This is a genomic window from Cellulosimicrobium sp. I38E, assembly GCF_001647255.1.
Classification (GTDB): Bacteria; Actinomycetota; Actinomycetes; order Actinomycetales; family Cellulomonadaceae; genus Cellulosimicrobium; species Cellulosimicrobium cellulans_E.
Window position 1 is genome coordinate 1 of the sequence record NZ_LUAZ01000064.1, and the last position, 17475, is coordinate 17475.

Consider the following 17475-nt stretch of genomic DNA (forward strand, 5'->3'; position numbering starts at 1 on the left):
GCGCCGACGAGTGGCGGAAACGTCACCGAGAGGCAAGATCCTGCCACCCTGCGGAGGGTGGCACCCTGCGGCCACACTGGACCATGAGGATCGGGATACCCACCGAGGTCAAGAACCACGAGGACCGCGTCGCGCTCACCCCCGCCGGCGCCCACCATCTCGTGCGCGCCGGGCACGACGTGCTCGTCCAGTCCGGGGCCGGGACCGGCTCCCACCTGTCCGACGCGGAGTACGAGGGCGCGGGCGCGCGGGTCGTGCCGACGGCGGAGGAGGTGTGGGGCGAGGCCGAGCTCGTCTGCAAGGTCAAGGAGCCGGTCGCGAGCGAGTACGCGCTCCTGCGCGACGACCTCCTGCTCTTCGCCTACCTGCATCTCGCGGCGGACGGCGACTGCACGCGCGCCCTGCTCGACGCGAGCACGACGTCCGTCGCGTACGAGACGGCCCAGGCCCCCGACGGGACGCTGCCGCTGCTCGCGCCCATGAGCGAGGTCGCCGGGCGCATGGCGACCCAGGTCGGCGCCTGGCTCCTCCAGCGGCCCGCGGGCGGTCGCGGCGTCCTGCTCGGCGGCGTGCCGGGGACGCGGCCCGGTCGCGTCGTCGTGCTCGGGGGCGGGACCGCGGGCCGCAACGCGGCCGAGATCGCCGTCGGCATGCGCGCCGAGGTCACCGTGGTCGACCTGTCGCTGCCCGTGCTGCGCGCCGTCGACCAGGAGTTCTCCGGCCACGTGCGCACGGTCGTGTCCAGCGCCTACGCGATCGAGCGCGAGGTGCTCGAGGCCGACCTCGTCGTCGGGGCGGTCCTGGTCGCCGGTGCGCGTGCCCCGCGCCTCGTCACCGACGACCTCGTCGCGCGCATGCGGCTCGGCGCCGTGCTCGTCGACGTCGCCGTCGACCAGGGCGGCTGCTTCGAGGGTTCGCGACCCACGACGCACGACGACCCGACGTTCGCGGTGCACGGCACGACGTTCTACTGCGTCGCGAACATGCCCGGCGCGGTCCCCGTGACGAGCACGCTCGCGCTCACGAGCGCGACGCTGCCCTACCTCGCGGCGCTCGCGGACGGCGGCGTCGACGCCGTGCGCGACGTCCCGCTCCTGCGGTCGGGCGCGTCCACGCACCGCGGCGCCCTGCTGAACGAGGCCGTCGCGGCGGCGCACGACCTGCCGTGGACGCCCGTGGAGGACGCCTTGCGCACCTGACGCCGCGCGCGCCCGCGGGGTGGCCGGGCGGCGTCGTCGCGGGCGACGGTCGTCGGCAATCCGGGTGACGGCGCGTGCCGGGACGTGCCAGGCTCGGGCGGTGCACCCCTTCGCCCTCGACGACGGTCGCGTCCACCTGTCCACCCCGACCCTCGACGACGTCGACGCGATCACGGTCGCGTGCCAGGACCCGGCGGTCGCGGCGTGGACCGTCGTCCCCTCCCCGTACGCGCGCGAGGACGCGGTGCAGTTCGTCCAGGAGTACGTGGGCCCCGGCTGGGAGCGCGGGGACGTCCTCACGTGGGGCGTGCGCGCGAGCGCCGGCCCCTCGGGCATCCCCGGTCCCGACGGCGCCGGGCGGCTGCTCGGCATGGTCGGCCTGAGCCTCGACGACGCTCCCGAGGGCCGGCGGTCGGCCGAGATCGGCTACTGGACGGCACCGGAGGCGCGGGGCCGCGGACTCATGACGGCGGCGTGCCGGCTCGTGGTCGACTGGGCGTTCGACCCCGAGGGCGCGGGCCTCGCGCGGCTCTTCTGGCAGGCGTACGTCGGCAACTGGCCGTCACGGCGCACCGCCTGGCGGCTCGGCTTCCGGGTCGAGGGCGCGGTGCGCGGGTTCGCGCTCCAGCGCGGCGAGCGGCGCGACGCGTGGCTCGGCACGCTCCTGCCCGACGACCCGCGCGAGCCGAACGAGCCCTGGTCGGCGGACGCGCCGTCGTCGGGCCGCGTGGTCTGACGGACTGCGGGCCCGGTGACCCGGGGCGTCCACGAATGCGTTTCCGTCGCGCCCGCCCGCGGGTCAAGATGGGCACCATGACCTCCGAGCCCACGACGCGCACCGACGCGCCCGCGCCCACCTCCGCGCCCGCTGTCACCTCCGCCCTGATCGACCTCGATCCCGCCAACCCGTTCGCCGCGCCGTCCGCGCTGCCGTACGAGCTGCCCGACTACGACGCGACCCGCGAGGAGCACTACCTCCCCGCGCTGCGCGCCGCGACGGCGGCCCAGCGTGCCGCGATCGAGGCGGTCGCGACCGACGACGCGCTCCCGACCGAGGCGAACGTGCTCGCGGCGCTCGAGCGGTCGGGTCGCGACCTGGCGCGCGTGCTCAACGCGTTCTACAACCAGCTCTCGGCCGACGCGACGCCCGGCCTGGAACAGATCGAGGAGGAGTTCGCCCCCGAGCTCGCCGCGCACCACGACGCGATCTACATGGACGCGCGCCTGTACGCGCGTGCCCGCGCGCTCCAGGACGCCGTCGACGCCGGCGAGCAGACGCTCGAGCCCGACGCCGCGTGGCTGCTGCACACGCTCCTGGTCCGCTTCCGCCGCTCCGGCGTCGAGCTCGACGCGGAGCAGCAGGAGCGCCTGCGCGCGCTCAACGGCCGCCTCACCACGCTCGAGGCCGCGTTCGGCCGCAAGCTCCTCGCGGGGGCCAACGCGGCGAGCGTGCTCGTCACCGACCGCGCCGAGCTCGAGGGCCTCGCCGAGGACGCCGTCGCGGGGGCGGCGGCCGCCGCCGCGTCGCGCGGGCACGAGGGGGCGTGGCTCCTGGAGATGCAGCTGCCCACCCAGCAGGGCGTCCTCGCCTCCCTCGCGCGCCGTGACGTGCGAGAGCGCGTGCAGCAGGCGTCGGAGTCGCGCGGGGCGACCGGCGACGACCACGACACGCGCGAGATCGTCCTGGAGACCGTGCGCCTGCGCGCCGAGCGCGCGCGCCTGCTCGGGTACGAGCACCACGCCGCGTACGTCGCGGAGGACGCGACCGCGAAGACCACCGAGGCCGTCGACGCGATGCTCGCACGGCTCGCTCCGGCGGCCGTCGCGAACGCGCGGCGCGAGGCCGCCGACCTCGAGGCCGCGCTCCGGACCGACGAGCCGGGCGCCACGCTGCGCGCGTCCGACTGGTCCTTCTACGCCGAGCGCGTGCGCAAGGACCGCTACGCGCTCGACGACGCGCTCCTGCGCCCGTACCTCGAGCTCGAGCGCGTCGTGCACGACGGCGTCTTCGCGGCGGCGGGCCAGCTCTTCGGGGTCTCGTTCGCCGAGCGCCACGACCTCGTCGGCTACCACCCGGACGTCCGCGTCTTCGAGGTCTTCGACACCGAGACGCCGGGGGAGCCGGGCCAGGGTCTGGGTCTCTTCCTCGCCGACTGGTACACGCGGGAGTCCAAGCGCGGCGGTGCCTGGATGAACAACCTCGTCGACCAGAACCACCTGCTCGGGCAGAAGCCGGTCGTCGTCAACAACCTCAACATCGTCAAGCCGCCGGCCGGCCAGCCCACGCTGCTCGTGTGGGACGAGGTCATCACGCTGTTCCACGAGTTCGGGCACGCGCTGCACGGCCTGTTCTCCGACGTGCGCTACCCGTCGCAGTCGGGCACGGAGGTCCCGCGCGACTTCGTCGAGTACCCGTCGCAGGTCAACGAGATGTGGGCGTGGGAGCCGTCGGTCCTGCGCTCGTACGCGGTGCACCACGTCACGGGCGAGCCGATGCCGGCCGAGTGGGTGGACACGATGCTCGCCTCGCGCCAGTTCAACGAGGGCTTCGGGACGACCGAGTACCTCGCCGCGGCGCTGCTCGACCAGGCCTGGCACCAGGTCGGTCCCGACGGCGTGCCGTCGTCCGAGGCGGACGTCGTGCCCTTCGAGGCGGCCGCGCTCGAGGCGGCGGGCGTGGCGTTCGCGCCGGTCCCGCCGCGCTACCGCACCACGTACTACAACCACGTGTTCGGGGGCGGGTACGCGGCCGGGTACTACTCGTACATCTGGTCCGAGGTGCTCGACGCCGACACCGTCGAGTGGTACCGCGAGAACGGCGGCCTGTCGCGCGAGAACGGCGAGCGCTTCCGCCGCGTCCTGCTCGCGCGCGGCGGCTCGCAGGACCCGCTGCAGTCGTTCCGCGAGCTGCGCGGCCGCGACGCCGACATCGCGCCGCTCCTCGCGCGCCGCGGTCTCGACGCCTGAGGTGTGGGCCCCTCCCGTCGCGAGGTAGAGCCGTGGTAGCGCGAGGTAGAGCCATGGTCATCACCAGGCCTCTACCTCGCGCACCTCGCCTCTAGCGGGGCGGGGTGCCCGGGCGGACCAGGCCGGTCTCGTAGGCGACGACGACGAGGCCGGCCCGGTCCCGCACGCCCAGCTTGGCGAGGATGCGGCCCACGTGCGTGCGGGCCGTCGCCGGGCTCATGAACAGGACCGCGCCGATCTCGTCGTTCGTCAGGCCGCGCCCGACGTGCGCGAGCACCTCGCGCTCGCGGTCCGTGAGCCGGTCGGCGACCGCGGCGACGAGCGCGTCGTCGCGCCGCCCGGCGTCCACCGCCTGCGCGACCACGCGCGCCGTCACCGCGGGGGAGAGCAGCGCGTCGCCCGCGGCGGCCGTGCGCACCGCGCCGCGCAGCTCGTCGGGGCTCGCGTCCTTGAGCAGGAAGCCCGACGCGCCGGCCCGCAGCGCCGCGAAGAGGTTCGCGTCGTCGTCGAACGTCGTGAGGACCACGACGCGCGGTCCGGGCGCGGCACCGTCCGCGCCCGTCGCGCTCCTCGCGCCGTCCGGCGGCCCCGAGCCGGGGGCCGGGTCGGCGACGATCCGACGCGTGGCCGCGATCCCGTCGAGCACGGGCATCTGGAGGTCCATGAGGACGACGTCGGGGTGCACGCGGCGCACGAGCGCCACGCCCTCGCGCCCGTCGGCGGCCTCGCCCACGACCTCGACGTCGTCCGCACGCTCGAGCAGCGCGCGGATGCCCGTCCGCACGAGGGGCTGGTCGTCGACCAGCACGACGCGGATCACGGGGCACCCCCGCCAGAGGACCGCGAGCCTGGCACGGAAACCGTCCCGCGCACCGCGGCGCCGGGCGTGACCGGCACACGCGCCCGCAGCCGGAACCCGCCGCCGTCGGGCGTGTCGGTCTCGACCGTGCCGCCCAGGACCGCGACGCGCTCGCGCAGGCCGCGCAGCCCGAACCCGCCCCGGTCCGGGGTGTCATCCGTGCCCTGAGACCCGTGGCCGTCGTCGCGGACCTCGACGGCGAGCACGTCGCCCGGCGCACCGGGCGAGCGCTCGAGCGCCACGCGGACGACGGCGCCACGCGCCCCGGCGTGCCGCAGCACGTTGGTCAGCCCCTCCTGGACGACTCGGTACGCCGCCGCACCCGCGGCGGTGCCGTCGGCGGTCCCCGACGGCAGGTCGACGTCCAGCGCGACGTCGAGCCCGGCCGCCCGGGCCGTGCGCACGAGGTCCTCGAGCCGGTCGATGCGCGCCTGGTCCGCGAGCCCCGCGGGCGCGGTCGTCCCGCGCAGTGCGCGCACCGTGGCGCGCAGGTCCGCCAGGGCCGTGGTCGTCGCCGTCCGGACGAGCTCGAGCTCAGCCCGTGCGGTCGCGAGCGCGGCGGACGCTGCCGTACCGGCGGCGTCCACGTCGTCCAGGGCCTCGCGGGCGACGTTCGCGTGCAGGGAGACGACGGCGAGGTGGTGCCCGACGACGTCGTGCAGGTCGCGGGCGACGGCCTCCCGCTCGTGCGCGAGCCGGTCGGCGGCCTCGAGCTCGTGCGTCTGCTCGCGCAGCGCGTCCGCGTGCCGCCGCTGCTCGTCGCGCTGCCGGCGGGTGAACGACCCCTGCCCGAGGGCGATCGCCGCGGCCATGAGCGCCACGGTCGTCGCCAGCTCGTAGCCGACGACGTACCGGACGTCGTCGCCCTCGGCGAGCCGGAAGTACGTCGAGGCGACGACGAGCGCCGCCGCGACCCCGACGGCCCAGCCGAGCCGGCCCGCGACGGCCGCCGAGTACAGGGCGACCGAGACGGGCAGGGCGAGGCCGATCGCGGGCAGGTCGAGCGTGTAGTAGGCGCAGATGACCAGCGCGGTCGCGACGAGGACCCCGACGGGGAAGCGGCGCCGGCCGAGCACGAGGAGCCCCAGCACGAGAGCGATCGGGTACGCGACCCACGGGTCGGCCCGCGTGCCCCCGACGTCCGCGGCGATCGCGAACGCGACGACGTCGAGCACCGCGAACCCCAGCAGGGCGTCGATGAGCCAGGGCGGTGGCGACGGACGCGACGGCCGGGTCGCGGGAGGCGACCCGGCGGGCCGGTCGTGCGGGATGTCGGGGGACGTCACGCTCACCGAGTCTAGGAAGACCCACCCCGGCGCGCGTCCGTCGCGGGGCGGGTCCGCGTCAGGGTCGACTACGTCGAGACGCGTACGCGCGGGGCGCGGGACGACGCATCGCGTCGCGCGCCGGGGCGGACGCGTCGCCGCACCGCCGCTCCCTAGCGTCGACGCCATGAACCCGACTCCCCGCTCCGCGCTCGGCGAGACCGTGCGCTCGCTGAGCTGGCCCCTCGTCCTCGGGCTCGGCGCGCTCGCCCTCGTCCGACCGCTCCTGAGCGTCACGGGCCTCGACGGCGCGATCGGCCGGCCCGCGGCGCCCCTGCTCACGACCCTCGTGCTCACGGTCGTGTGGGTCGTCGCGATCGTCGTCGCCCGCCCGGCGCACCCGCTCGCGACCGGCGTGGCCGTCGGGCTCGCCTACGGCGTCCTCGCCCTGGTGCTCAGCGCCGTGCTGTCGCCGATCCTCACCGGCGAGCTCCAGGGCCCCGTCGCGCACCCCGTCGCGATCGTCCCCATGCTGCTCACCAACGCGGCCTGGGGCGCGCTCACGGGGGCCGTGGCGCTCGGTCTCCTCGCGGCCCGACGCCGTTGAGGCGCGACCAGCCGACGGCTCGCCGCGCCACCCCGACTCCCATGCCACCCCGACTCCGAGACCGCCCCGTCCCTGGCGCCGCCCCGAGGCGCGACCCGGTGCGCTCGGGGTCCGTTCCGGGCGCGCGTACGCTTCCGGGCGGACGCGCCCGGCACCGCCCGGTCCCTAGCGTCGACAGCGTCGCCCGCACCGCCGGGCCGCCGTCGCACCGCACCCGCCGACCGCCGTCGTCCACCCTGGAGAAGACCCGATGACGACCACGTACACCACCCCGCCTCCCGCCGTCCCGCCGGCACCCGGAGCACCCGCCGGACCGCCGGGCGCTCGCCCCCGCCGGCGCCGCGGCCCGCTCGCCCGCGTCCTCCTCGTGCTCGGGCTCGTCGTCGTCGTGTTCGTCGGGGCCGTCGCCGCGGTCGTGGGCGTCGCGTGGGCGCGCGCCGCGACGAGCACGGCGGGAGCCGTCGAGTTCACGCGGCCGCTCGCCGTCCCGCCGCTCGCGGAGTCGCGCGTGGAGGACGGCGTGCGCGTCTTCGAGCTCGAGGCGCGTGAGGGCGTCGCCGACCTGGGCGCGGCCGCCCCCACCCCGACGATCGGGCTGAACGGCGACTACCTGGGCCCGACCCTGCGCGCCGTCCGCGGCGAGCGCGTGCGCGTCGACGTGACGAACTCCCTCGACGAGACGACGACGCTCCACTGGCACGGCATGCACCTGCCGCCCGCGATGGACGGCGGCCCCCACCAGATGGTCGAGCCGGGCGAGACGTGGTCGCCCACGTGGACGATCGACCAGCCCGCCGCGACGCTCTGGTACCACCCGCACCTGCACGGGCAGACCGCGAGCCAGGTGTACCGCGGGCTCGCGGGGATGTTCCTCCTCGACGACCCGGCCGCCGCCGACGGCCCCGCCGCCGACCTTCCGCACGAGTACGGCGTCGACGACGTCCCGGTCATCCTCCAGGACAAGAGCTTCCACGCCGACGGACGGCTCGACGACGCCGTCTCCTTCCTCTCACCGGTCGGCCCGCTCGGCGACACCGTCCTCGTCAACGGCACCCCCGGGCCCTACCTCGACGTGACGACCGAGCGCGTCCGCCTGCGCCTGCTCAACGGCTCCGACTCGCGCGTCTACGACGTCGGCCTCGCCGACGGCGGCACGGTCCAGCTCGTCGGGACCGACGGCGGGTTGCTCCCCGCCCCGCAGACGGTCGAGCGCGTGCGCCTCTCCCCGGGCGACCGGGCGGAGGTCGTGACCATGGATCCGGGGCAGCGCGCGGTCCTGCGCAGCTTCCCGCCCGAGCTGGGCGTCAACCCGCTGTTCGAGCGCTTCTCGGGCGGCGACGACACCCTCGACCTCCTCGAGCTGCGCGCGGCCGGCACGCTCGAGCCGAGCCCCGACGTCCCCGGCACGCTCGGCGCCACCGATCCCGCGGACGCGCTCGACGAGGCCGACGCCGTGCGCACCCGTCGCTTCCAGCTCGCCGGGACCGCGATCAACGGACGCTCCATGGACATGGCGCGGATCGACGAGGTCGTCACCGTCGGCGAGACCGAGGTGTGGGAGGTCACCGGGCTCGACGACACCCCGCACAACTTCCACGTGCACGACGTCCAGTTCCGCGTCCTCGACGTCGCCGGCCGGCCGCCCGGGCCGGATCTCGCCGGGTGGCAGGACACGGTCTACGTGCAGCCGGGGCACGTGACGCGCCTGCTCGTCCGGTTCGACGCCGCCGAGGGCGCGACCGACCCGACCACCCCGTACATGTTCCACTGCCACCTCCTCACGCACGAGGACCGCGGCATGATGGGCCAGCTCGTCGTCGTCGCGCCGGGCGAGCAGGCGCCGTCCCGCATCGACGCGCCCGACGGGGGCACCCACCCCGACCACGACGCCGACGCGCTCCCGGGCGACGGCACCGGCCCCCGCCGCCTCGACCCCGACTCCCACGGCGGCCACTGACCCGCGGGGCCGAGCATGCGGCTGCCGCCCGATCCGAGCGCCGGACGAGCGGCGACCGCATGCTCGGCCGGCGACGGACGTCCGGGATGTGAGCGGGCGGCGGGGTCGGTCGGCCGGGCCGACAGCGGCGGGTAGCGTGTGGCCATGACCGCTCCGCACCCGGACTCCCTGGCCAGCGCCCGCACCCCGGCGACCGTCGACGTCCCCTCCGGCACGGTGCCGCGGGCGGAGGACGAGGTGGTGCGGATCTGCCGGGAGCTGCTGCGGATCGACACGTCGAACTTCGGCGACGGGACCGGGCCGGGGGAGCGGCGCGCGGCGGAGTACGTCATGGGGCTGCTGCACGAGGTCGGGCTCGAGCCGGAGCTGTTCGAGTCGGAGCCCGGCCGGGCGAGCGTCGTCGTGCGTCTGGAGGGCGCGGACCCGACGCGGCCGGCGCTCGTGCTCCACGGGCACCTCGACGTCGTGCCGGCGCAGGCGGCGGACTGGTCGGTCGACCCGTTCGCGGGCGAGGAGATCGACGGCCTGCTGTGGGGCCGCGGCGCCGTCGACATGAAGGACATGGACGCGATGATCCTCGCGGTCGTGCGCCAGATGGTGCGTGAGGGGCGCAAGCCCGCGCGCGACGTCGTCGTCGCGTTCTTCGCCGACGAGGAGGCAGGGGGCGTGTACGGGGCGCGCTACGCCGTCGACCACCGACCCGAGCTGTTCGAGGGCGCGACCGAGGCGATCAGCGAGGTCGGCGGGTTCTCGGTCGAGGTCGGGGGGCGGCGGGCCTACCTGCTCCAGACGGCGGAGAAGGGCATCGCGTGGCTGCGCCTCGTCGCGGAGGGCCGCGCGGGCCACGGGTCGCAGGTGAACGACGACAACGCGGTGACGCGGCTCGCGGAGGCGGTCGCGCGCATCGGGGCCCACCACTGGCCGAACACGCTCACGCCGACGGTCGACAAGCTGCTCCGAGGCGTCGCGGACCTCACCGGGCTCCGGTACGACCCGGAGGACCCGTCGTCGGTCGCGGCGCTCGTCGCCGCGCTCGGCCCCGCGTCGCGGTTCGTCGGGGCGACCGTGCGCCACACGTCCAACCCGACGCAGCTCACCGCGGGCTACAAGGCGAACGTCATCCCTGGCCGGGCGGAGGCGGCGATCGACGCGCGGCTGCTGCCCGGGCACGAGGAGGAGGGGTTCGCGACGCTGCGCGCGCTCGCGGGCGAGCACGTGCGGGTCGAGGAGATCCACCGGGACATCGCCCTCGAGGTGCCGTTCGAGGGCGACCTGGTCGACGCGATGGTCGACTCGCTGCTCGCCGAGGACCCCGAGGCGACCGTGCTCCCGTACACGCTGTCGGGCGGCACGGACAACAAGTCGCTGGCTCGGCTCGGGATCACGGGCTACGGCTTCGCGCCGCTGCGCCTGCCGGCGGACCTCGACTTCTCCGGCATGTTCCACGGGGTCGACGAGCGCGTCCCGGTCGACTCGCTGCGGTTCGGCGTGCGGGTGCTCGACCGCCTGCTGCGCACCTGCTGACGCCGTCCGGGTCGGCGGCTCAGGCGTCGCCCAGCAGCGCCCGGACCGACGAGCGGAGCTGCGCGCGGTAGCCGCCGCCGAACAGCACCGCGTGCACGGCGACCGGGTACACCTGGTGCAGCGACACCCGGTGGCGCCACCCGCGCGCGAGCGGGTGCGCGGCGTCGTACCCGGCGACGATCTCGTCGAGGTACGGAGCGCCGAACAGCGCGAGCATCGCCAGGTCGGCCTCGCGGTGCCCGCCGTGCGCGGCAGGGTCGATGAGCACCGCCTCGACGCCGCCCGGACGCCCGCCCGGGCCGGGACCGACCGAGGACCACAGCACGTTGCCCGACCACAGGTCGCCGTGCACGCGCGCGGGGGAGTCGTCGAGCGCTGGTCGGGCGAGGTCCGCGAGGCGGTCGCCCAGCCGTTCGAGCAGGCGGGCGTCGTCGGCATCGAGGGCGCCGCGGTCCCGGCCCTGTCGCGCGACCGGGAGCAGCCGCGCCTCGGCGTAGAAGGTGGGCCAGTCGGGCCACGCTCCTGTGGGCATCGGCAGCGGGTCGTCCAGCGGACCGAAGAACCCGTCGCCCGTCCAACCTGGCGGCGGCGCGCCCCACGCGGGGGCGCCGGCGTCGTGCACGACGGCGAGCGCCCGGCCGAACGCGTGCGCCGCCTCGGGCGTCGGCGCGGCAGGCAGGACGCGCTCGAGGTCGAGGCGCGTCGGGCTCACGTCGAGGACCCGCGCGACGCGGGGCCCGCCCGCGACGGCGAGCCAGGCGAGCCCCGCGGCCTCGCAGTCGAAGAACCCCCGGGGCGCGCCGACGCGCGACTTGGTGAAGACGCCCGATGGCGCGCCCCCGGGACTCCTCATGGTCCCGGGGTCACAGGGTCGAGCTGACCCGGATGATCTTGCGTCGCAGCCAGACGCGGCGCTCGCCCCCGACGTAGAGCCGTGTGCGGGCCAGCTCCCAGCGCCCGTACTCGGCCTCGTCGGTGAGCAGCCTGCTCGCGTCCGACCGGCTCGTGGAGCGGTCGATCGTCAGGACGCGGTACTCGTACTGCCCGCCGTGCGCGGCCCATCCGGACCGCCGACGTGACGTCGGCCTCTCCTCCACGTGCCACCGTCCTCTCTCGCCTGTCTCGGTCGTCGGCCGAGCGGGGGAACCGGCTCGGCTAACGAGTGCCATTGTGCCCCTCTCGGCGCTACCGTCAGGGTATGACCGCTGACCCGCGTGCCGCGCTCGACCGGTTCATCGCCGCGCTCGAGGCCCACTACAACGCCGTCGCCGCACGCCGCGGGGAGGACGACCCCTCCGTCGACGACGCCTACTACGTGCTCGCGGACGCCTTCGAGGTCTATGACGAGGCCCTCGGGCAGGTCCACGGGGAGGCGACGCCGTTCTACCTCGCGGAGGAGGACGACGAGGAGGACGACGAGGACGACGACGAGGAGGAGGACGAGGTCGACGACCTCGACGACACGCTCGACGACGACGTCCTGACCGGCGAGCTGGAGACCGACGGCGCGCGCTGACGCGCGGGCCTCACCACCGCTCGGGGTAGCCGACCTCCAGGTCGCTCACGTCGTCGAGCGCCGCACGGACCGCGTCGGGGAGCTCGAGGTCGGTCGCGGCGAGCGACGTCCGGAGCTGGGCGGGGGTCCGCGCGCCGACGATCGCGCTCGCCACGGTGGGGCGGCCGAGGAGCCACGACAGCGCGACGTCGAGCGGGGCGCGGCCCAGCCCGTCGGCCGCGGTGACGACGGCCTCGACGATCCCCGACGAGGACTGGTCCAGGTAGGGCTCGACGAACGCGGACAGGTGCGGCGACGCGCCGCGCGAGTCCGCGGGGAGCGAGCGGCGGTACTTGCCCGTGAGCACGCCCCGGCCGAGCGGCGACCAGGCGAGCAGCCCGAGGCCGAGCGCCTCGGCCGCCGGCACGACCTCGCGCTCCGCGCCGCGCTGGAGCAGCGAGTACTCGAGCTCGACCGCGGCGAGGCCCACGTCGTCGGTGCCGCCGAGCAGCGTCGCTGCGCGCGCCGTCGCCCATGCGGGGTGGTTCGACAGGCCGACGTAGCGTGCGCGCCCGGACATCACGGCGTGGCGCAGCGCGGAGAGCGTCTCGGTGAACGGGGTGCTCGGGTCGGGCGCGTGCACGAGGAACAGGTCGACGTGGTCCGTGCCCAGGCGCGACAGCGAGTCGTCCAGCGAGTCGAGGAGCGCCCCGCGGGACGCGTCGACGACCGGGCCCTGCGCCGTGCGGCGCACGCCGGCCTTGGTGCACAGGAGCACGTCGCGCCGGTCGACCTTCGCCCCCAGCAGCGACCCGAGCAGCGTCTCGGCGTCCCCGTCGGCGTACGAGGCGGCGGTGTCGACGAGGGTCCCGCCCGCGTCGACGAAGTCGCGCAGCTGCTCGGCGGCGTCGAGCTCGTCCGTGTCCCGGGCCCACGTCATGGTGCCGAGGCCGAGCTCGGACACGCGCAGGCCGGTGCTGCCGAGGTGGCGGTGTTCCATGGGAGCCGAGGGTACCGGCGGACCCTGCCGCGCGACCGTCGGGGCGCGCGGCAGAGTGCCGGGAGCGGCGAGGTTCACCCTCCGCCCCGGCCCCGACGGCCGGGTCCCCAGGACGGTGTTCACGCGCCCGTCGCCCGACGTTCATCCAGGGCCCCGACCCGCCGGCGGGGTGCCGGGCGGGCCTGCCCGAGCGGGTATCGTGGCCGCTCGTGAACGCGTGGGAAGCCGTCCTCCTCGGCCTCGTCCAGGGCCTGACCGAGTTCCTCCCGATCTCCTCGAGCGCGCACCTGCGCATCGTGGGCGAGCTCATCGGCTCGCAGGACCCGGGGGCCGCCTTCACGGCGATCACCCAGATCGGGACCGAGACGGCGGTCCTCCTGTACTTCCGTCGCGACATCGCGCGGATCTGCGCGGCGTGGTGGCGCTCGGTGCGCGGCGACCACGGGACGGACTGGAAGGCGCGCCTCGGTCGGCACGACCACGACGCCGCGATGGCCTGGTACATCGCCCTCGGCTCGGTCCCGATCGTCGTGCTCGGCCTGCTGTTCCAGGACGCGATCGAGAACACGTTCCGCAACCTCTACCTCACCGCGCTCATGCTCGCGGTCTTCGCGCTCCTGCTCGGCTGGGCGGACCGGATCGGCGCCAAGCGGCGCACGCTGCGCGAGCTCTCGCCCGGCCAGGCCGTCGCGTTCGGGTTCGCGCAGGCGCTCGCGCTCGTCCCGGGCGTCTCCCGGTCCGGCGGCACGATCACGGCGGGCCTCCTCATGGGCTTCACCCGCGAGGCCGCGGCGCGCTACTCGTTCCTGCTCGCGATCCCCGCCGTCATGGGCTCGGGGTTCTACCAGCTCTTCAAGTCCGCGGACGAGCCGGCGCCCGGCGCGCCCGGTGCGGGCGCGACGCTCATCGCCACGCTCGTCGCGTTCGTCGTCGGCTACTTCGTCATCATCGCGTTCCTCAAGATCGTCTCGACCTTCAGCTACACGCCGTTCGTGGTCTACCGCCTGGTGCTCGCCGCGCTCGTCGTGCTGCTCCTGCTCACCGGTGTGCTCGAGCCCGGCGGGACGGCCGCGTCCACCCCGTGACCCGCGGTCAGAGCCAGCCGACCCGCTTGAACACGCGGTAGAGCACGAGGCAGCCCGCGGCCATGAGCCCGAGCGCGAACGGGTAGCCGAACGCCCAGTGCAGCTCGGGCATGTTCCGGAAGTTCATGCCGTAGACCCCCGCGACGATCGTCGGGTAGACGAGGATCGCGGCCCAGGCCGAGATCTTGCGCATGTCCTCGTTCTGGCGCACCGACACCTGGGACATGTGGACCTGAAGCATGTCCGAGAGCAGGTCGTCGTGCGCGTCGAGGTGACGGTCGATCCGCTCCACGGTCGTCACCACGCGCTCGAGCATGCGCCGGTTCACCGCGAGGTGGTCCGGGACGTCGGGGTCGAGCAGCTCCGGCAGCTCGGCCGAGACGGGCATGAGGGCGCGCCGCGCCTCGGTGATCTCGCGCTTGAGGTCGTAGATACGCTCGACCGGGTCCTCGCGCTGCTGGTCGAACACGACCCGCTCCGTGTCCGCGACCGCGTCCCCCAGGCCGAGCTCGACCTGCGACGCCCCGCCCACGATCGCCAGGACGGCGGCGGACACGATCCGCTGGACGGGCGTGCCCCGCGGGTCGCCCGGGGCGGCGAGCTTGTCGAGCATGGTCGCGTGGACGTCGGCGTCCCCTTCCTCGGCGGTGACGACGGTCCCCGGCCCGAGGAGCGCGGCGAACTGGCCGGTGTGCACCTGGCGGTCCGCCTCCGTGAACCAGGCCGTCGGCGTGACGAGCAGGAGCCAGTCGGCCGCGAGGCGGCGCACGTGCGCCAGCGGGTGGTGCGCGTGCCGGGACAGCTCGTGGCGCGTCGGTCCGGGGCCCGTCGAGACCCGGGCCGCGGCGTCGAGCACCGCGTCGAGGTCGGCGACCCGCACCCACGTCGCCGGGCCATGGGCGGCCCGGTGGTCCTCGCGGTCGCCGTCCTCGTGGTCGCCGTCCTCGTGGTCACCGTCCTCGTGGTCGCGGGCCGCGTCGTCCCCGGCGCGGGCGTCCCCGAGCGTTCCGGGGTCGACCTCGCGCACCCCGGCCGCTCCCGGCTCCACGGTCCACGCCGCCAGAACGCGGACGTCGGGGAGCAGCGGGCCGTCGTCGCTCGACCCGTGCCGCGGGGCGTCGACGTGGGGGTCGGTGGGCTTCGTCACGTCCGCATTGTCCCGCGCCCGGCACGGACCTGCCCGGGCGCGCTGGATCGCCGTCCGTGCGACGGCCGTGCGCCGTCCGGGCCGCGTGCGCGCGGTGCTCGTCCTCCGGACGACGGTCCGGCGCCGACGTCCCGACGGCTAAGGTTGACGCGTGCACAGCTGGCCCGCCCCGCAGATCCCCGAGCTCCCCGGACGAGGCCTCCCGGTCCGGGTGCACGACTCGACGACCCGCGACCTCGTCGTCGCGGCCTCGGGCGAGGACGCCACCCTCTACGTGTGCGGCATCACGCCGTACGACGCGACCCACATCGGCCACGCGGCCACCTACGTCGCGTTCGACCTGCTCGTGCGCGCGTGGACGGACGCCGGCCAGCGCGTGCGGTACGCGTCGAACGTCACCGACGTGGACGACCCGCTGCTCGAGCGCGCCGCCGCGACCGGTGTCGACTGGCGCGCGCTCGCCGTCGACCAGACGGCGCTCTTCGCCGAGGACATGACGGCGCTCGGAGTCGTCCCGCCCGACGTCTACGAGGGCGCGGTCGAGACGATCCCCGCCGTCGTCGAGGCGGTCACCCAGCTCCTCGACGCCGGGCTCGCCTACCGCGTGCCGGTCGAACCCGGCGCGGGCGGCACCGACCCGGGGCTCGGCGACGTCTACGCCGACCTCTCGGCCGACCCCGCGTTCGGCTCGGTCTCGCGCCTCGCGCGCGACGTCATGCAGCACCTCTTCGCCGAGCGCGGGGGCGACCCCGACCGCGAGGGCAAGAAGGACGCGCTCGACCCGCTCCTGTGGCGCCGCGAGCGCCCGGGCGAGCCCGCGTGGGACGGTGGCACGCTCGGCACCGGGCGGCCCGGCTGGCACGTCGAGTGCGCGGTGATCTCGCGCGACGGGCTCGGCCTGCCGTTCGACGTGCAGGGTGGGGGAGCGGACCTGCTCTTCCCGCACCACGAGATGTCGTCCTCGCACGACCGCATGCTCTCGGGCGGCGGCGCGCCGCGCGCCCACGTCCACGCCGGCCTCGTCGCGTACGAGGGCGAGAAGATGAGCAAGTCGCGCGGCAACCTGGTGCTCGTCTCGAAGCTGCGGGCCACGGGCGTCGACCCGATGGCGATCCGCCTCGCGCTCCTCGCGCACCACTACCGCGGCGAGTGGGAGTGGACCGACGACGACCTGCCCGCCGGCGTGCGCCGTCTGGAGACCTGGCGCGACGCCGTCTCCGGCAACGGCGGTCCCGACGCCACCGCGACGCTCGCCGCCGTGCGCGCCGCGCTCGCCGAGGACCTCGACGCGCCCGCGGCGCTCGCGGCCGTCGACGCCTGGGCCGCGGAGTCGCTGCGCCCCGGGCGCGACACGTCCGGCGACGACGAGGGCGCGCCCGGCGTGGTCGCCCGCGCGGTCAACGCGCTGCTCGGCGTGCGCCTCTGACGCGCCGCCGCACGCCCGCGGCGGCGCGGGTGCGTCAGACCGTCGGTCCCTTGCCCGGGTTGCCGCGGTCGCGACGGCGCAGGTAGCGCTCGAACTCGCGCGCGATCGCCTCGCCGCTCGCCTCGGGCAGCTCCGCGGTGTCCTTCGCCTCCTCGAGCTGCTGGACGTACTCCGCGATCTCCGCGTCCTCCGCGGCGAGCTCGTCGACGCCGTGCTGCCACGCCTCGGCGTCCTCCGGCAGGTCCCCGAGCGGGATCGGCTCCGAGAGGAGCTCCTCGATGCGCGCGAGGATCGCGAGCGTCGCCTTCGGCGACGGCGGGTGCGCCACGTAGTGCGGCACCGCCGCCCACAGCGACACCGACTGGAGCCCGCGCTCGGCGGCGGCGTGCTGCAGCACGCCGACGATGCCCGTCGGCCCCTCGTACGTGCTCGGCTCGACGTCGAGCACCGCCTGGAGCCCGACGCTCTCCGACGTCGCCGTCATGGGGATGGGCCGCGTGTGCGGCACGTCCGCGAGCAGCGCGCCGAGCGTGACGACCGTGCGCACGTCGTGCTCCTCCGCGATGTCGAGCAGCTCGCGGCAGTACCGACGCCAGCGCATCGACGGCTCGATGCCGTGCACGAGCACGACCCGGCGCCCGCCGGGCGACAGGACCGCGGAGGCGATCGTCGTCGTCGGCCACGTGATCTCGCGGAGCCCGTCGTCGTCGGTCGTGACGACGGGGCGGTTCACCTGGAAGTCGTGGTACTCCTCGGGGTCGAGCTCGTCCACGTCCTCCGCCCCCCACACCTCGTGCAGGTGCTGGAGGGCGGCCGTGGCGGCGCTCCCCGCGTCGTTCCAGCCCTCGAACGCCGCGATCATCACGGTCTGCCGGGTGCCCTCGGTCGCGTTCTCGGTCATCGCCCCAGCCTATGCGGCCGGGCCCGGCCGCATAGGCTGGGGC

Annotated in this window: 16 protein-coding genes; 9 read left to right on the top strand and 7 right to left on the bottom strand. The window is 75.6% G+C overall.

Translation table 11 applies throughout. The annotated features are described in order from the left end of the window. The first annotated feature begins 83 nt into the window (after positions 1–83). The 3 genes from ald (at position 84) to A0J59_RS18060 (ending at position 4166) form a co-directional block, all read left to right on the top strand. On the top strand, positions 84–1199 hold the full coding sequence (gene ald, locus A0J59_RS18050) for an alanine dehydrogenase (protein WP_064317028.1): 1116 nt from the start codon (positions 84–86) through the stop codon (positions 1197–1199). A 100-nt stretch (positions 1200–1299) separates the two neighbouring features. Next, positions 1300–1935 (top strand): GNAT family N-acetyltransferase, encoded by a 636-nt coding sequence (locus A0J59_RS18055; protein WP_064317029.1) that lies wholly within the window; start codon positions 1300–1302, stop codon positions 1933–1935. A gap of 77 nt (positions 1936–2012) precedes the next feature. Continuing rightward, positions 2013–4166 (top strand): M3 family metallopeptidase, encoded by a 2154-nt coding sequence (locus A0J59_RS18060; protein ID WP_064317036.1) that lies wholly within the window; start codon positions 2013–2015, stop codon positions 4164–4166. 91 nt (positions 4167–4257) lie between these two features. Here the strand turns inward: A0J59_RS18060 and A0J59_RS18065 are convergent, their stop codons facing one another. Next, positions 4258–4986 (bottom strand): response regulator transcription factor, encoded by a 729-nt coding sequence (locus A0J59_RS18065; RefSeq protein WP_064317030.1) that lies wholly within the window; start codon positions 4984–4986, stop codon positions 4258–4260. Beyond that, a complete protein-coding gene (locus A0J59_RS18070; protein ID WP_220084518.1) occupies positions 4983–6311 on the bottom strand; it encodes a sensor histidine kinase in 1329 nt (442 codons plus the stop codon). Before A0J59_RS18070 ends, A0J59_RS18065 begins: the two co-directional genes overlap by 4 nt. A gap of 166 nt (positions 6312–6477) precedes the next feature. Between A0J59_RS18070 and A0J59_RS18075 the strand changes: the two genes are divergently transcribed. The 3 genes from A0J59_RS18075 (at position 6478) to A0J59_RS18085 (ending at position 10378) form a co-directional block, all read left to right on the top strand. Then, a complete protein-coding gene (locus A0J59_RS18075; RefSeq protein WP_047232864.1) occupies positions 6478–6897 on the top strand; it encodes a hypothetical protein in 420 nt (139 codons plus the stop codon). Between the two features lie 250 nt (positions 6898–7147). Continuing rightward, positions 7148–8854 (top strand): multicopper oxidase family protein, encoded by a 1707-nt coding sequence (locus tag A0J59_RS18080; protein ID WP_064317031.1) that lies wholly within the window; start codon positions 7148–7150, stop codon positions 8852–8854. A gap of 144 nt (positions 8855–8998) precedes the next feature. Beyond that, positions 8999–10378, top strand: coding sequence for a M20/M25/M40 family metallo-hydrolase (locus A0J59_RS18085; RefSeq protein ID WP_082919171.1), 1380 nt, complete (start codon positions 8999–9001; stop codon positions 10376–10378). Positions 10379–10397: 19 nt separating this feature from the next. On the opposite strand, the gene A0J59_RS18090 is transcribed toward A0J59_RS18085, so the two are convergent. Together A0J59_RS18090 and A0J59_RS18095 are read right to left on the bottom strand one after the other, a co-directional pair. Continuing rightward, on the bottom strand, positions 10398–11231 hold the full coding sequence (locus A0J59_RS18090) for a fructosamine kinase family protein (RefSeq protein WP_064317032.1): 834 nt from the start codon (positions 11229–11231) through the stop codon (positions 10398–10400). 10 nt (positions 11232–11241) lie between these two features. After that, a complete protein-coding gene (locus tag A0J59_RS18095; RefSeq protein ID WP_009861400.1) occupies positions 11242–11475 on the bottom strand; it encodes a DUF5703 family protein in 234 nt (77 codons plus the stop codon). A 101-nt stretch (positions 11476–11576) separates the two neighbouring features. Between A0J59_RS18095 and A0J59_RS18100 the strand changes: the two genes are divergently transcribed. Then, on the top strand, positions 11577–11894 hold the full coding sequence (locus A0J59_RS18100) for a hypothetical protein (RefSeq protein WP_064317033.1): 318 nt from the start codon (positions 11577–11579) through the stop codon (positions 11892–11894). 10 nt (positions 11895–11904) lie between these two features. Here the strand turns inward: A0J59_RS18100 and A0J59_RS18105 are convergent, their stop codons facing one another. Further along, complete coding sequence (locus A0J59_RS18105; protein WP_064317034.1) at positions 11905–12873, bottom strand: aldo/keto reductase; 969 nt, start codon at positions 12871–12873, stop codon at positions 11905–11907. A gap of 209 nt (positions 12874–13082) precedes the next feature. Between A0J59_RS18105 and A0J59_RS18110 the strand changes: the two genes are divergently transcribed. Continuing rightward, positions 13083–13958 (top strand): undecaprenyl-diphosphate phosphatase, encoded by an 876-nt coding sequence (locus tag A0J59_RS18110; protein ID WP_047232860.1) that lies wholly within the window; start codon positions 13083–13085, stop codon positions 13956–13958. A 7-nt stretch (positions 13959–13965) separates the two neighbouring features. Here A0J59_RS18110 and A0J59_RS18115 read toward each other — a convergent pair whose 3' ends face one another. Next, on the bottom strand, positions 13966–15105 hold the full coding sequence (locus A0J59_RS18115) for a magnesium and cobalt transport protein CorA (protein ID WP_172820085.1): 1140 nt from the start codon (positions 15103–15105) through the stop codon (positions 13966–13968). A 151-nt stretch (positions 15106–15256) separates the two neighbouring features. On the opposite strand from A0J59_RS18115, the gene mshC reads away from it, so the two are divergent. Next, on the top strand, positions 15257–16531 hold the full coding sequence (mshC, locus tag A0J59_RS18120; protein WP_064317035.1) for a cysteine--1-D-myo-inosityl 2-amino-2-deoxy-alpha-D-glucopyranoside ligase: 1275 nt from the start codon (positions 15257–15259) through the stop codon (positions 16529–16531). Positions 16532–16565: 34 nt separating this feature from the next. Here mshC and A0J59_RS18125 read toward each other — a convergent pair whose 3' ends face one another. After that, entirely contained in the window at positions 16566–17432 is an 867-nt protein-coding gene (locus tag A0J59_RS18125) for a PAC2 family protein (RefSeq protein WP_047232858.1), read from the bottom strand. Between the last annotated feature and the right edge of the window lie 43 nt (positions 17433–17475).